Below are 14,995 nucleotides of genomic sequence, written 5' to 3' on the forward strand. Positions count from 1 at the left end.
GCCGATCGAGCGGCTGCCAACCAAAAGCTTGATGGAGCAAAGTGAAAGCAGCCCGCCCAGAAAATCGCTTGTTGACTGATCTAAGGCGCGAGACGAAGGTGTATGACTGGATGGATCGATGTCGCGGCGCGACGCTGGCAGCAGACGCTCCTCGGCCTCTTAGCCGCGCTGGCTCTTCTGTCGGCTGCCAACTGCAAAGAGGAAGCGACGGATCTGCGTCTGATAGTTACCAAAGTAGAAGGCGACGTTCGCCTGCAGCGCGATAGTCAGGAGCGCCAATTGAAACTGGGCGATCTTCTGGAACGCAGGGATGTTATACTGACCGGCAAGGACTCGTGGGTCGATCTGCGCTCCGGGACAATCGGAGTCCTGCGTCTGAAGGCCGAATCGCGCATCGAAGTCGCCGATTTTGAACGGCGTCTCGACATCCGCCAAACGGCCGGCCGTTCGCTTTTTGCTTTTGAAAAACTGGGCGGCCAAACGGAAGTATCGATTCAAACGCCTACGATCGTGGCCGCAGTGCGCGGTACAAGCTTTGGCGTCGCTGTTCAGGAAGAAGATGCTCGCGTGGCGGTTCTGTCCGGGGCCGTCGAGGTGCAGTCCGGCGAGCAAAGGCTGGCTGTCGCAGCCCTCAGCGAGGCGCGAAGCGGCGGCGACCGGCCGCTGCGCAGCGCGGCGCTGTCGCGCGAGGCGCGCAGCGATCTGCGCGAAATCATTGAAATTGAAAGCATCGGCGACCTCAGCGAGTTTGCTGAGATTCAAAGCCGACTCACCGATATGGAATTGAGCGAGTCCGGCGATGGCAGCGTGGACCAGTTGCCGCCGCGCAACATTCGGGAGGAACGATGAACCGCCTGTCGATGCGAATTGCCATCCTGCCAGGTCTGTGTCTATGGATTCTGGGGGCCGTCTCGTGCGCTTCGGCGGAGTCCCTTTTCAGACGCGGGCTGGAAGCTGAGCGCGGCGAACGAAACAGCGAAGCGCTCGAATTTTATCGTGCGGCCGTGGAAGCAGATCCAGATTTTGTCAAAGCTTCCAACAATCGCGCTTTGCTCTTACTGAAAGCCGATCAGAAAGCGGAAGCGCTGGCTGAAATTGAACGCGCCCTGCAACGCCAGCCGCGATACGCAGTCGGTCTTGTGACTCGTGGGAACATTCGCGAAGCGCTGGGGCAGAATGAATCAGCACTTGCCGACTACGCGGCAGCGCTTGAGGCGGCGCCGGAACTGAATGAGGCTCTGTTCAATCGCGGCAACCTGCTGCTGAAAATGCGCCGCCCAGGCGAGGCGCTCACCTACCTCCGCCAGGCGCATCAGGCTCTGCCCGATGCGCGCGATATAGCTGCGGCGCGGGCCACGGCAGAAAAATCGGCCGGCGATCCAGCCGTGGCCTTGCGCATTTTCCGCGAACTCCAACAGCAATCGCCAGGCAGCGAAAGTCTGGAGCGCCACATTGCCGAGTGCTTGCTGGCTCTAAAGGAATACCAGGCGGCCAGGGAATCCTTTGAACGCCTCTACGCACGCAGTGGTCGAAGCGCATATCTGTTTCAGGCTGCTGTGGCAGCCTACGCCGCCCAGGACCTCAATAATGCACGCAGCATGCTGCAGCAAGTGATTGAGAAAAAGCCCGACGAGGCCCGCGCCTATTACCTTCTTGGCATGCTGGACTTCAAAAACAACGCCAGAGCATCTGCCATTCAAAATCTGCAGAAGTATCTGGAATTGCAGCAAGGCGATGAGGAGACCGCCCGCCGCGTTCAGACTCTACTGCAGCACCTGCAGGGATCTCAAACCGCGCCGTAACGTCGCCCCGCATGGACCCGCTGTGATTGACGAAGCCCCGCCCTTTCCCTGGCGATCACTGCTCGCCCTGCTCAGCCTGGTTTTGGTTGGCAGCATCGTCGATCTATCCATTGACTACCGGGAGAGCGGCGGTGCAAGCTGGCATATTCTGGCCAGGGCCATCGCGGCGCTTTTCTTGCTGGCCGGAATGCTGCTTCTAGCCCGCCAGCTCAGCTATCGTATGCAAATGGCGCGACGCAGCATTCTGGCATTGCAGGAAGAGAAAAGCCAGTTTGCCCGGGAGCATGCCGTTCTCGTCGAATCGATGCGAGTTGCAATACAGGATCAATTCCGACGCTGGCAGTTGACGCCAGCCGAAACGCAATTGGCCGAAGACTTAATCCGCGGTTACAGCATCGAGCAGATTGCTGCGCTGCGTGGGAAAAGATCGAGCACCGTCCGCAACCAATCGGTTCGCCTCTATGCCCGGACGGGAATGACCGGCCGCCATGAACTGGCGGCCTTCTTCCTCGAAGATATATTGGGCGAGGATCAGAGTCTCTAGTCTTCGCCAGCCTCAGTTTCGCGTTTGCGCTATTCAATGCTCGCCCTGCTCTGCGCCTTCGTCCTCTTCCTCGTTCTCCTTGCCGCCAGGAGCCGGGAATTCCGCTCCGGCTGCGGCGCCTTCCAACGGCCGTGTTTCAGGATGGGCGATGCGTCCTCCGGTTTGACCGACGCGCGCCAGAATGACGGATGAGAAGAGCGCCAGAGCGAGGGCTGCACCGCGCGCAGCTCCAAGGCCGGCATCCGGTCGACGCGCCAACCAGAACAGCAAGCCAACGCCCGCCAGGCCGCAAACGATGGAGGCGCCAAGACCGAATTTTGCCGCCTGCTCATGAGCCTCCAGCCAGACCTCGTTGTCCGGTTCGGACTGCTGAGGCGCGGATTCGCTATGCTCGGCGCTCTCTTCCGCTTCTTCGCCGCTGAAGTAGGCCGGGGCGCCGCTGACGCCGGCAAAAACCAGTACAGCCAGAGCCGCTTGCAAGAAACCGCGCGTGCGCACCAGCAGCGAGGCCAGCAACAGGACAGTGGCCAGCAGTATGGCAACGATAGGCAAATGGTTCAGTATTAGATGCAAATGCACCGCATTCATAGTTGTCTCTCCAGAGGAATAACTCCTGATCCAGAAATAATGGCACGTTCCAGCGACGCTGACAAGAGTACGGATGTACCTTCAGCCCGAAAGGGCGACGGCGCGCTCCATTGTGGAAGAGAGGGGCCTTTTTGAGCCCTCGCCCGAAATTTGGTCCATCATTGGTTTGACGGGCGCGCCGACTTTGCTCAGCCTTCCACTGTCCATGCCTACCGTCCGCAGCGATTCCCCTGGCGCCCTCTATTGCTCTTCGCCGCTGGACTACCAGCGTTTCGCTACACGCGTCGTGATGGTTGGCGATGTTCCGGTCGGCGGAGCGCATCCCATTGTCCTGCAATCGATGTGCATTCAGGATACGATGCAGACCGAGGAGGTCATTGCTGAGGCCATAGAGCTGTATCGCGCCGGTTCGCAAATCGTGCGCATTACCGCGCCCGGACCGCGTGATGCGGAAAATCTGGGGCGCATCAAGGCTGGGCTTCGCAAGCGGGGCTTCCATTTTCCCATCGTCGCCGATATCCATTTTGCGCCAAAGGCCGCAATGATTGCCGCCGAGCATGTCGAAAAGGTCCGCATCAATCCAGGTAATTTCGCCGATCGTAAGCGCTTTGCCGTCCTGGAGTATTCCGACAGCGAGTATGCCGAAGAACTGCTGCGCGTCGAGGAAGTCTTCCTTCCCCTGGTGCAACGTTGCAAGGAGCTGGGCCGCGCCATGCGCATTGGCGCCAATCACGGTTCGCTCTCAGATCGAGTGATGAATCGCTATGGCGATACGCCGCTTGGCATGGTAGAGTCCGCCCTTGAATTCATTCGCATCGCGCGCAGCATCGACTATCACGAGATCATTGTCTCAATGAAAGCCTCCAACCCGCAGGTCATGGTTCAAGCATACCGATTGCTGACCGCCCGCTTTCGGGAGATGGGCTGGGACTATCCGCTGCACCTGGGAGTCACCGAAGCTGGCAGCGGCCAGGATGGACGCATCAAGTCTGCCATTGGCATTCGCTCCCTGCTGGATGACGGCATTGGCGACACGATTCGCGTTTCGCTGACAGAAGACGCCATTCATGAAATTCCTGCAGCCCGTCGGATTGCGGCCCCCTACCAGAGCGCCGCTCCGGCGACCGGGCCGACGCCAGCTGCCGATCGCAGGCTGGGTGATCGATTCAGAAACTCTATAACTCCTTATGAATATCGCCGCTTCCTTTCCGAAACTGCCCATGGCCGCGGGCTACATCTGGGCGCCAAGCATCAGCATCGAATTCTACTCGCACTTGACGACAGCGAGGCAGCGCGCCCGGAGCTTTTGCACGATTTGCGCCAACGCGGCGCAGATGCTTTTGTCGTCTCGCCCGCAACCAGTGGCATTGCACTTCAGGCCGATGCTGGACCCGTGCTTGTAAATTGCGAAACTCAGCTTGAACTTTGCGAAGCCTTGCCTCTGGATGCAAGCGGAGCGCTACTGCACGTGCAGGCTGGCGAGGGCGATCCGGCGCGCTTACTGCATGCACTCGCGGCGTTGCACGCTCGCGACCAAATGGCGATTTTGCGCCTGCGCGTGGGCGATCTTTCCGAATCAGCTCTCGATCATGTTCGCACCCTGTTGCGCGGTTGCTCCAGTCTGCCGGCTGAGATGATGGCGCTGCAACTGGAGACCTCGCCATCAGCGCACCCGTCTACGGTTCGGGCTGTGCGCGCCCTCGCCGCTCTGTTGCTTGAATTTGAAGAGACCTGGAATCGACCGCTCTCGCCGCTGGTTCTGGCGGCGAACTGCGCAAGCTTTGAAGAAGGCGCATTTGAGGCTTCGGCGGCCTTTGGTCCGCCGCTACTCGATGGTCTGGGCGACGCTCTCTTGCTTCATTGCCCGGGCTCGGCCCAGGATCGATTGAAGTTGCAACTGGATATTCTGCAGGCGGTGCGCTTACGCCTCAGTAAGACGGAATTCATTTCCTGTCCCAGCTGTGGACGCACTCTTTTCGATTTGCAAACGACTACGGCGCGCATCCAGGCGCGGCTTGGTCATCTCAAAGGCGTCAAGATCGCTGTGATGGGTTGCATCGTGAATGGACCCGGCGAAATGGCTGATGCAGATTTTGGCTACGTAGGCGCCGGGCCTGGCAAGATTCATCTCTATCTGGGCAAGGAAATCGTGAAAGCCAATGTTGATGCAAGCATCGCCGACGAGGAGCTGGAGCGCTTGATTCGAGAACACGGCCGCTGGGCCCCGCCACAAGCGCCGGGCCAGCCATGACCGTGGCAGAGTTGCAAGGCTTGCTGGGCCGGAGCGAAGCAGGCAGCGCCCTCTATCGCGCGCTGGTTCAGTTTCCTGATTGGCTTGTCCCGGTGATTTCTGCGCAAGGCGATCCGCCAGAAGAGCGCTTTTTTTCGCTATCGATCGACGGACAATCAGCGCTGCCGCTCTTCAGCGAAACTTCGCTGGCGGAGCAATGGGCGCCCGACGCAGAAGGCGGCGTGGCGCGCATGCTGCGGCTCAATGGCGCTTTTCTTTTCAGCCGCGATCTGAGCGCCTTTGAAATGGTGATCCTTGATCCAGACGCCCCCTCCGAACGCCGGCTTGCATCGAAATGCTTTCTGGAGCTCGCCAGGATGGCAGCAAGCTGCGGCATCGAAGGATTGCTTCAAGAATTTGGCAGCGGCGATCCGCCGGATATTGTGCAAAGCGCCCGGCACCTGATAAACTACCGCGACTACCAGATCATGACGCTCGATGGAGAGCGTAGCTCGCAATTGGCCCTGGCCCCAGATGCTCGCGGTCGCAGGCTCGCTGCAGTCTTCACCTCGGAGGACCGACTGCAGCCTTTTGCCGATTGGCTCCAGAACATCGACGGCAGCAAAAAGTACGCGCGCGAACATCTCAGCGGCCGCGACTTATTTGGCGCGCTGCGGAACATGCCGCTGGATGGCGTGGTCTTCAACTGCAACAGTCCCGATCCGCTGGCCTTTTCCGCCGATTTCTTCGATCTCCTTTTCGATGTTGAGTTGCCCGAAGAACCCGACTGAGCTCCCGGTTCAGCGACGCCTTGTTCGTGATTCAGCGATCGGCAAGGCCTCCACAGCTTCGCTTACCGACTGCAGTTTTCGACGCTGCCACAGTTCGTACAACACTGGATAGATAAATAGTTCCAGCATGAAGGAGGTCGCCAGTCCGCCAATCATTGGCGCTGCAATGCGCTTCATCACATCTGCGCCGGCGCCAGTCGACCACATAATCGGCAGAAGACCGGCCATGCCGCTGGCCACTGTCATCAGCTTGGGTCGCAGGCGCTGCACAGCGCCGTGCAGCGTTGCCTCGCGCAAATCGTCCATGTTATTCAGCGCCCCGCGCCCGCGCCAGTCGTCCAGCGAGATATCGAGAAACAACAGCATGAAGGCGCCGGTCTCAGCGTCCAGCCCCAGCAATGCAATCATGCCGACCCAGACCGCTGGCGACAGGTTGTAGCCCAGTGCAAAAACCAGCCAGAAGGCCCCGATCAAACTGAAGGGTACAGCCGCCAGGATGATAAAGGTTCGCGCTGCCGAACGCGTGTTGAGATACAAAAGACCAATGATCAAGGCCAGAGTCAGCGGCACGATCCAGCGCAAGCGCGCTGTCATTCGCTCGATGCTTTCGTACTGACCGCTCCAGCGAATCTGGTAGCCAGGCGGCAGCTGCACAGATTGGCGTAGCACATCGTCGGCAGCAGCGATGAAGGCGCCTACGCTCTGCCCGGAAACGTCGACGCTAACATAGGCGGTCAGTGCGCCGTCTTCGTCGCGAATCATGCCCGGACCGCTGCGTAATTGCAAGTCGGCAATTTGATTGAGGGGGATCTGAGCGCCCGAGGGGAGCATTACCAGCACGCGACGCAGCGCCGCCAGGTTATCACGGTATTCGCGGGCATAGCGAACGTTGATCGGATAGCGTTCGCGTCCTTCAATCGCCATGCTGACGTTTTCGCCGCCAATGGCCTGCGAAACTGCCATCTGGGCGTCCGCGGCGCTCAAACCGTAGCGCGCCAGCTCCTCGCGCCGCAGTTCTATGTCCAGGAAGTAGCCGCCGCCGGCGCGCTCGGCGACGACAGAGTCGACGCCTGGCATGTGCCGCAGGGCCGACTCGATCTGCAGGCCGACGCGCTCCAGCATCTGCAGATCAGGTCCGCTGATCTTCAGTCCAATAGGCGAGCGAATTCCAGTGGAGAGCATGAAGACGCGATTCTGGATCGGCATCGTCCAGACATTGCCCCATCCGGGCATCTGGATGGCGCGGTTCATTTCATCGCGCAGCTCGTTATGGCTGATGTGCTCGGGCCAGATCCAGTGGAAGGGAAAGCGCGCAAACTCCGGAAGAAAAGAATACCAGCGTTCCTTTTTTCGCCATTCCGATTCCGGCTTTAGCTCGACCATCGTTTCAATCATGTTCAGGCCGGCGGGATCCGTCGAAGTGTCAGCGCGACCGGCCTTGCCATGTACTGAAGCCACTTCCGGGAAGCTGCGCAAGATACGATCCTGTACCTGGAGACTGCGCTGCGCTTCGCTGATGGAGATACCGGGGACGGTCATTGGCATATACAGTATGGTTCCTTCATAGAGCGGCGGCATTGCCTCCGAATTGCGCATCAAATTCCAGGCTACGGGGATGGTAGCCACCAGCATGGCCGCCGCAATGCCCAGGATCAATCGCGGCCGCTGCAACGCAAAGCGACAGAGCGGTTCGTATACCTTCAGTAGTCTTCTGTTCACCGGATGCTGCGACTCTGGATAGTAGCGGCCTACCAGCAGCGCGCTGGCAATTCTCGCCAGCCATGCGGGCCGAAAAGAAAAAGGATGCTCTCTGCTGAACAGCATGCGCACCGCGGGGTCCAGGGTAATGGCCAGCACAGCGGCAATGGCCATGGCCAGATTCTTGGAATAAGCCAGCGGTCGAAACAGGCGGCCTTCCTGATCGGTCAATGCAAAGACAGGCAAGAAAGCGACGGCAATCACCAGCAGCGAAAAGAAAATACTGCCGCCGACTTCGGTCAAGGCGCGCAAACGGACGCTGCTCAGGCTTTCCTGGCGATCGCCTTCCATCCATTGCTGAACGCGGTGGTACATGTTTTCCACCTGAACGATCGCGCCATCGACCAGCACGCCGATGGATATCGCAATGCCCGCCAGAGACATGATATTGGAAGTCACGCCCAGAAAGTACAGCGGCAAAAATGAGAGAAAGACAGATACCGGTATGGTGATGATCGCCGTGCTGGCCGAGGGCCAGTGCCATAGAAATAGCAGGATGACGGCGGCGACGATAATCATCTCTTCGATCAGCGCGCTCTGCAGGGTCTTGATTGCCCGGCGAATCAATGAGCTGCGATCGTAGGTTGTGACGATCTCAACGCCCGAGGGCATGGACTTCTGCAACTGTTCAAGACGCTGCTTGACTCGTTCGATAACGGCCAGCGCATTTTCGCCGTGCCGCATCACAACGATACCGCCGGGCGCATCGCCCTCGCCATCCAGGTCGGCTACGCCGCGGCGCAATTCCGGTCCAATCGATACGCTGCCCAGTTGCCTGAGCAAAACGGCGGCGCCGGTGCGCGGATCTGCGGTTACGGCCGTTGACTCCAGATCGCCTACGCTACGTACGTAGCCGCGGCCGCGAATCATATACTCGCGGCCAGAGAGTTCCAACAGCCTTCCGCCGGTCTCGACGTTGGCCCGACGCACCGCCTCGACCACCTGTTGCAGCGACAGTCCGTAGGCTGTCAGTGCATTTGGATTGAGCTGGACCTGATACTGCTTTACAAAGCCGCCAAAGCTGGCTACCTCCGCGACGCCCTCCACGCTTTGTAGCTGATAGCGAAGATACCAATCCTGCAGCGAACGCAATTCGGCCAGCGAGCGCTGCCCGCTTTGGTCGCGCAGTGCGTATTGAAATATCCAGCCGACGCTACTGGCATCCGGTCCCATTTCGAGGCGTACGCCTTCGGGCAAGGCGCCCTGGATTTTGGAGAGGTACTCCAGCACGCGGCTGCGCGCCCAGTAGAGATCCACGCCGTCTTCAAAGATCACATAAACATAGCTGTAGCCAAAATCTGTTACGCCGCGCACCGTGCGCACGCCTGGCGCGCTGGCCAGAGCGCTAATGATCGGATAGGTTACCTGGTCCTCAATCAAATCCGGGCTTCGATCCCAGCGTGAATAGACAATCACCTGCGTATCAGAAAGATCCGGCAGTGCGTCAAGAGGCACGCGTCGAATCGCATAGAAGGCTGCCAGCAATAGAGCGGCGATGGCGATCAGCACCAGTGAGCGCTGCTCTGCTGAAAAGCGAATGATACGTGCGATCAGGCCATGACGCTCGCTTTCAGTGGACATGCTGCACCTCGCCTTCGGCGTTTGTCGGGTAGATTGAATTCAGTTGGCCTTCAGCATCGATCAAGAATGCCCCATGACTGACGACCATTTCGCCTTCGTGCAGGCCATCGTAGACGACCAGTTCATTTTCGACCGAGGGCCCAAGACGCACCTCGCGCAATTCAAATCGATTGGAGGGCTGAGCAACAAACACGGTCTGACGCACGCCAGTATCGAGCGACGCTTCCGCCGGGATCAGCAACTGCGGGCCCAGATCGACGCGGATCACTGCGGTGATAAAGGAATCCGGACGCAGCTTGAGTTCTCCGGGCTGAACCTCGATACGCACGCGCACGCTGCGCGTCATTGGATCCACCGTCGGCGAAAGAGAACGGACAACGCCGCGCAGAAACAGTCCAGGGGCATAGGGCGCCTGGACCTCCGTCGTCTGCCCTGGCCGGATCAGACTCATTTCACTTTCGTAGACGCTGGCGTACACCCATCGAACGTTTCCGCCAGGCGCCAGCAAGCTTTCATAGGCCGCGCGACGAGCGGCGAGGCTGCGAATTTCTTCCTGGCCCATGCCCAGCAGCTTCAATCGCGTTATGGCCGCGCTGCGCAAAGCCGGGTCGCCAGCCACACTGAGATATTCGCGGATGGCCACGCCAAGTTCCGGGTCAAAGGCCGCCAACCCGCTGGCGCGAACGGTCACCAAAGCACGGGCGCGATGTACTGGAGTGGTGCGAACGCCAATCATCTGCTGACGCTCGGGGCTGATCGTTACGCCATTGACGCGCAAGGACCCATCGGAAGGCTCAGCGGCGCTGGCGGCGGCGCCATTTGCTGCGCTGTGCTGATGCAAGTAAACCGGCGTTAGAGGCATGCCGCAAATGGGACAGCTGCCCGGGCCGCTGCGACGAATTTGCGGATGCATGGGGCAGGTATAGTGACTGATTTCGGCCTGGGCGCCAGAGGACGCAATTTCGCGCTGCTGCTGACGCCAGTTCAGGTAAAATCCGCCTCCCACGATTGAGATTGATATACAGAATACAATGATCCAGAGTCGACGAGGCTTGCCGCCGTTGCGCCGAATGTTGCTTAGATGTAGATTCATGGTTCGTTCTCCCGCCCCTCGCGAAGCCAGTTTTCAGGAATCAAGACGTCCGCCAGCCCGGCCATGGCTATAACAGCGCTCTGTTCCCGCGCCCGAAGCTCAATCGCTTCGAGTTCAAATCGAAACAGCTCTTCCCATAAGGCCAGGACGCTTACAAATTCCATGCGCCCTGCCTCATAGGCCAGCATCGCTGAATCGCGCGCCGCCCGCGCCCGGGGCAGAAGTTCGCTGCGATAGATCGTTGCCTGCTCGCGCAAGGAGCGGCGCTCGGCCTGCAAGGCACGATAGGCGCTGATCACACGCAGTTCTGCGTCTTCCGCGCCGCTGCTGGCGGCTTGCTCAGCCGCACTGGCCGAAAGAATTTGATTGTGGTTCGACAATGCGCTCCACAGAGGTACACGAATGGTAACACCCACGGAATATTCCTGTTCCGTACCGCGCCGTAGCGACAGCCAATCACTCTGTCTCCTGATTCGTTCGTAGCCAGCAAAGACCGCAAAATCGGGAAGATAGTCCAGCCAGGCTCGAGATCTTCGCACTCCGCCTTCCACATGATCTACGCGTACGATAGCCGCTTCAATGCTGCGTTGGCGCAGCGCTGCCGCGTCGGTCGGCAAGCGCTCTTCGACTTGCGCAAGCAAACCCGGCAATTGATTGGCCGCAAGCAACCCGGCGACATCAAGATCATGGTCGTGTTCCACAGTCTGTGCGGGCGTCGGCGCAGCCAGCAAGTAGCGCAACTGCTCCTGGTGAACGGCGTGTTCCAGCTCAATGGCCGTCAATCGCTGGCGGTAGGAATCGGCGCGAACCTGGGCTGAAGCGGCGTCCGCCAGCAAGCCCTGGCCGCCGGCATATCGCGCCCGCGCCGATGCCGCCAGCAGCCCGCCGCGATCGACGAAGGCCCGCGCCAGGCGCATTCCATCTTCGGTCCGCTGGTAGTCGACCAGGGTGCGCAGCAACTCGCCTACCAGGTTGTTTTGCTCCAGGCTAAGACGCAGAGTTTCGCGCTCCGCATCCAGGGCGCGGCGGCGAGCATCCAGACTCAGCTTCCCCGGAAAGGGAATCTCCTGTTCGATGCGCAGCTCATTGCTGCGCATCGAACCTTCCATATAATCCGCGGATGGGTAGTAAGTTGTCTCACGGGAGCTGGAACGCTTGCGCTCCAGCATCAAACGCGGATCTGGATACAGTCGCGCCGCAAGTGCTGCGCCTTCTTGGGCAGACCGGGCCTGCAGACGCTGGCGCACAATGCGCGGATGCTGCTGCAGGGCGCGCTGCAGTTGCATCTCCAGCACTCCGCCGCCCTGGGCCAGTAGCGTTTGCGGCAAAATGAGCGCAAGAAGGCCCACCAGAATCGATAGAATAACTTTGGTCTTGAACATTTAAATCTCCGGCGAGCCGTAGTCATACGGCTGCGCAGGCCATGCTCCACGGAACGGAGGAGCGCGGCGGCAGGCGCAGAAGCGCAGGAGATTCTAGACCAGTAGACGCAGGTTTTTGAGAAAAAGTCGATTGGGGGGCGGCGCAGGGCTGCCAGCTAAAAGGCGTGATCCGATCCAACCCATCTGGTTGGGCAACTGGGCCAATGCGACCTGCGCCTCACTGACCTGAATGGTCAGCGCATTCGCCGGGCCTTTTGCGGACTCCAACAGCCAAACCGTACGGCAACAAAGTCCATTGCAATGCGGCAGCTCTTGTGCCCAGCCGCGGTGCGAACCGAGCGGGGCCTGCCGATGACAGGGCGGCACTGCTTGCAGTGCTGCGGAATCCGCATTGCCGCGCAGGCCAGAGGATAACAGAGCCTGAAGCGGCGACTGGCAGCAAACAGCTGGCATAGCCAGGGCCGCGGCCAGGGCTGCCGTCGATACCGCGACGCGCCAATGTAGCTTTATGGCGAACACAAATCGAACCTTAAATTGACGTAAGGCCTGGCCCGGAGCGGTCAATTGTTTTCAGCCGCCGGCTCCAGGAATTCAAGGCGCCAGTCTCCGCGATTGCCGGCCAGATCAACCGCCTGGAGCGAAAGAATGGCCCCGCGCGCCGGAATCATGGCCCGAGGAATACGCAACACCAGCGCTCCCCGATCGGCAATCCATTCGGCGCTCAGCTGGCGGCCATCAAGCAGCGCCAGAGTCGCACGCGGATCAAAACCGGCGCCCTCCTCCAGCGGAGTGTACTCACGCACCAGAACGCCGGGTTCATCCAATTCACCCGGGGCCTGCCACAACCAGGCCGGAAGCAGGCGCGGCGGAGAATGATCCTCAAGCTGGGCGATCCAGCCGGTTCGCGGCAGATCAAAGCGGTAGTTGCATTGCGCCCCGCAATGTGCTACCGCTGCCAGCGGCGACCAGCGGCCAATCGCTTCGCTGTAGAGATAGATCGCGCCGCGGCCGCCCGGCGGCGCCGGGAAGCTGGCCAGGCCGTTCAACTGAGTGCGTAGATAAAGATCCCGGGCCCGAAATTCGAAGATCGGACCGGCAAGAGCAAGTGCGCCATTGTGCAAGGCCGCTTTCGCCGCTTCCGGAAGTTGCTCCACCGGCATCAGCAGGCCTTCCCCTGGCAAGAACAGCGATCCGGGCGCACTGCTGACATTCAAACGGGCGCCCCCGCTTGACGCTTGCAGGCCAGCTGCCCGACCTGCAGGAAGGGGCGTCCAGTGCACATCCTCCCCCTGGCTTGAGCCCGCCGGAATTGCTCCAGCCGCCTTCAATTCAAAATTCAATTCGCCGATGTTGCCTGCCTCGTCGGCCAATTCGATATGCAAGCGGCGCTGACCCTCGGCAGGTATGCGCAGCGCTACAGCGCCAGGCATTGCCAGATTGTAAACGTATTCCTTGCCAACATTGGTGCGCGCGACGTCGTAGAATTCGCCGGAGCGCCCCAGATCCTGAGGAAGCAAACGATCCAGGCTTCGAAAGTAAAGTTGCCTCTCATTGTCGCTCAAGCGTACTGAGTAAACTCCATTGCGATTGCGCGAGGCCATGCGATCGAAGCCGCCAACAAACAGCCGCAACGGCTCGTCGGCCGGCAGCGGCGGTAAATCGGCATCCAGGCGAAAGCGCTGGCGCACAGGCGTTCCACTATCCATGGGAAGCAAAGGCACGCTGATGGTCGAACCGTCGCTGCGCTGAATATAAAGCGTAGCCAGCGTTGGCGCTTCGTGATCTTCGATTTCGATGCCTGGAATGGTCAAAGGATCAACGTACTGCCCATCTCGCCAAATTTCAAAATGCAAATGCGGCGGCCCGCTGCCGCTCTCGCCGGTTCGCGCCAGGCAATCCCCCTGCTGGTAGCGAAAGGCGCCGCCCGTGGGAATACTGATCACGCTCTCAAAATACCGGCGACGACCCAGCAGCTCCAGCGCCTGGCGAAAATAGTCGAGATCGCTGGCAACATCGCAGCGATAATCCTGGAGATGTCCAAAGGTGAAATGCAAGCCGTTGTCCGCAGCAAAGAAGATGGCGTTGCCATAGCCGCGTTCGGACATGGAGATCCGTTCAACCCGACCGCTGGCCGGTGCGTGCACAGGCAGCCCGATGCGACCAAAGGTCTTGTAGTCGAGTCCCTGGTGGTAACGCCCAAGTTTTCGGTATTCGCCAAAGCTTCCCGAGACATAGACGCGTCCGCTAAGCGGATGGCGCAGAGCTTGCGGCGGCGCCTGAATGCCTGGCGCTTGCTGGCCGCCAGGCTCTGCGGCAACAGCAATAGCCGCAATGGCCAGTACGATCAGCGCAGCTCGAGATAGGAAGCCAGCTCGCGAATATCTTGCTGGTAGCGAGTCTCTTCGTTGTAGGTATCGAGAATCCATCGCCCGTCCGCTACGAACTTGTAAAGGTAGGCGCCCGGCCGCAAGCGAAGTCGCAGCCGGAAGATGCCATCCGAACCTTTTTCCAGGATATCGTTTTCAGGGTTCCAGTTGTTGAAATCGCCGACCAGCGAGATATTTCGCGCCGCCGGCTGATAGATCGCGAACTCGACAAGTCGCTCATCGCCCGGGCGCTCCTCGCGCAGAACGCGCACTGTGGCCTGTCGGTTTACATCGGTCTGGCCCAGATAGAAGACGGATCGATATCCGCCGAGACCATCATCTTCATTGTTACGGTGTGTGGGATCGGCGGTCCAGATGTTATCGACCAGAAACTTGTAACGATACCTCTGAACCTGCTGGCCAAGCTCCACCTCGCGAACCGGCAGCACCAGATAGTAGACTCCGTTGCGATTGCGATGCATCGGCAGTCGCTGCCAGTTGTTAAAGTCGCCGGCAATCAGCACATCCCGAGCTCGATAGCCGTAGTAGGTAAACAGAATACCCCGCAGCAAATAGTGGCCGGTCGCTGCAGCGTAGTTGGTGTCGATGATGCGCACATAGCGCGGCGCCACAGCGCGTCGCAGGGTCTGCAATTGATGCAGGGTGTGGACCAGACCGCCGCGGCCATCCTGTGCGATGTCCTCCAGGCCCGAATCGCTGGAATTGTAGCCTCCCTCCCAGCCTTCGGCGCGCAGTCCGCCGGGCCACGGCGCCAGCGAGCAGATCAACATTGCCAGGAAAAGCGCAGAAAAGAGGCGAAATCTGTAAGTCATAGCCGATTGCGAAAAGTGGCCAGGCGG

At 59.8% G+C, this 14,995-nt stretch carries 11 protein-coding genes; 5 read left to right on the forward strand and 6 right to left on the reverse strand.

Annotation, left to right across the window (positions count from 1 at the left end; translation table 11 throughout):
* Positions 1-102: 102 nt before the first annotated feature.
* Genes K1X75_05690 through K1X75_05700 form a run of 3 tightly spaced genes read left to right on the forward strand, consistent with a single transcriptional unit; the run spans position 103 to position 2,346 of the window.
* Positions 103-849, forward strand: coding sequence for a FecR family protein (locus tag K1X75_05690; GenBank protein MBX7057539.1), 747 nt, complete (start codon positions 103-105; stop codon positions 847-849).
* Positions 846-1,802 (forward strand): tetratricopeptide repeat protein, encoded by a 957-nt coding sequence (locus K1X75_05695; protein MBX7057540.1) that lies wholly within the window; start codon positions 846-848, stop codon positions 1,800-1,802. Before K1X75_05690 ends, K1X75_05695 begins: the two co-directional genes overlap by 4 nt.
* 22 nt (positions 1,803-1,824) lie before the next feature.
* On the forward strand, positions 1,825-2,346 hold the full coding sequence (locus K1X75_05700; GenBank protein ID MBX7057541.1) for a hypothetical protein: 522 nt from the start codon (positions 1,825-1,827) through the stop codon (positions 2,344-2,346).
* Positions 2,347-2,379: 33 nt separating this feature from the next.
* Here the strand turns inward: K1X75_05700 and K1X75_05705 are convergent, their stop codons facing one another.
* Complete coding sequence (locus K1X75_05705) at positions 2,380-2,934, reverse strand: hypothetical protein (GenBank protein ID MBX7057542.1); 555 nt, start codon at positions 2,932-2,934, stop codon at positions 2,380-2,382.
* 205 nt (positions 2,935-3,139) lie between these two features.
* On the opposite strand from K1X75_05705, the gene ispG reads away from it, so the two are divergent.
* Positions 3,140-5,185 carry a (E)-4-hydroxy-3-methylbut-2-enyl-diphosphate synthase gene (ispG, locus tag K1X75_05710; protein ID MBX7057543.1) on the forward strand — a complete coding sequence of 682 codons (2,046 nt, stop codon included), beginning with the start codon at positions 3,140-3,142 and terminating at the stop codon, positions 5,183-5,185.
* On the forward strand, positions 5,182-5,955 hold the full coding sequence (locus K1X75_05715) for a hypothetical protein (protein MBX7057544.1): 774 nt from the start codon (positions 5,182-5,184) through the stop codon (positions 5,953-5,955). Before ispG ends, K1X75_05715 begins: the two co-directional genes overlap by 4 nt.
* A gap of 9 nt (positions 5,956-5,964) precedes the next feature.
* On the opposite strand, the gene K1X75_05720 is transcribed toward K1X75_05715, so the two are convergent.
* The 5 genes from K1X75_05720 to K1X75_05740 all read right to left on the reverse strand — a co-directional run bounded on the left by K1X75_05720 (position 5,965) and on the right by K1X75_05740 (position 14,968).
* The gene (locus K1X75_05720) at positions 5,965-9,267 is read right to left on the reverse strand and encodes an efflux RND transporter permease subunit (protein MBX7057545.1); all 3,303 of its coding nucleotides are present in this window, start codon (positions 9,265-9,267) and stop codon (positions 5,965-5,967) included.
* 16 nt (positions 9,268-9,283) lie between these two features.
* Entirely contained in the window at positions 9,284-10,387 is a 1,104-nt protein-coding gene (locus tag K1X75_05725; GenBank protein ID MBX7057546.1) for an efflux RND transporter periplasmic adaptor subunit, read from the reverse strand.
* A complete protein-coding gene (locus K1X75_05730; protein MBX7057547.1) occupies positions 10,384-11,769 on the reverse strand; it encodes a TolC family protein in 1,386 nt (461 codons plus the stop codon). The genes K1X75_05725 and K1X75_05730 overlap by 4 nt, the downstream gene beginning before the upstream one ends.
* Positions 11,770-12,329: 560 nt before the next feature.
* The gene (locus K1X75_05735) at positions 12,330-14,195 is read right to left on the reverse strand and encodes a M23 family metallopeptidase (GenBank protein ID MBX7057548.1); all 1,866 of its coding nucleotides are present in this window, start codon (positions 14,193-14,195) and stop codon (positions 12,330-12,332) included.
* Entirely contained in the window at positions 14,114-14,968 is an 855-nt protein-coding gene (locus tag K1X75_05740) for a carbohydrate-binding module 48 (protein ID MBX7057549.1), read from the reverse strand. The genes K1X75_05735 and K1X75_05740 overlap by 82 nt, the downstream gene beginning before the upstream one ends.
* Positions 14,969-14,995 lie beyond the last annotated feature (27 nt).

This window comes from Leptospirales bacterium (assembly GCA_019694655.1).
Classification (GTDB): domain Bacteria; phylum Spirochaetota; class Leptospiria; order Leptospirales; family Leptonemataceae; genus SSF53.

What these genes read in the sequence shown, in the direction of transcription:
- K1X75_05690 (MBX7057539.1), top strand. Translation starts at nt 103, where the DNA reads ATGACTGGATGGATCGATGTCGCGGCGCGACGCTGGCAGCAGACGCTC.
- K1X75_05695 (MBX7057540.1), top strand. Translation starts at nt 846, where the DNA reads ATGAACCGCCTGTCGATGCGAATTGCCATCCTGCCAGGTCTGTGTCTA.
- K1X75_05705 (MBX7057542.1), bottom strand. Translation starts at nt 2,934, where the DNA reads ATGAATGCGGTGCATTTGCATCTAATACTGAACCATTTGCCTATCGTT.
- ispG (MBX7057543.1), top strand. Translation starts at nt 3,140, where the DNA reads ATGCCTACCGTCCGCAGCGATTCCCCTGGCGCCCTCTATTGCTCTTCG.
- K1X75_05715 (MBX7057544.1), top strand. Translation starts at nt 5,182, where the DNA reads ATGACCGTGGCAGAGTTGCAAGGCTTGCTGGGCCGGAGCGAAGCAGGC.
- K1X75_05725 (MBX7057546.1), bottom strand. Translation starts at nt 10,387, where the DNA reads ATGAATCTACATCTAAGCAACATTCGGCGCAACGGCGGCAAGCCTCGT.
- K1X75_05730 (MBX7057547.1), bottom strand. Translation starts at nt 11,769, where the DNA reads ATGTTCAAGACCAAAGTTATTCTATCGATTCTGGTGGGCCTTCTTGCG.
- K1X75_05735 (MBX7057548.1), bottom strand. Translation starts at nt 14,195, where the DNA reads ATGGATTCTCGATACCTACAACGAAGAGACTCGCTACCAGCAAGATAT.
- K1X75_05740 (MBX7057549.1), bottom strand. Translation starts at nt 14,968, where the DNA reads ATGACTTACAGATTTCGCCTCTTTTCTGCGCTTTTCCTGGCAATGTTG.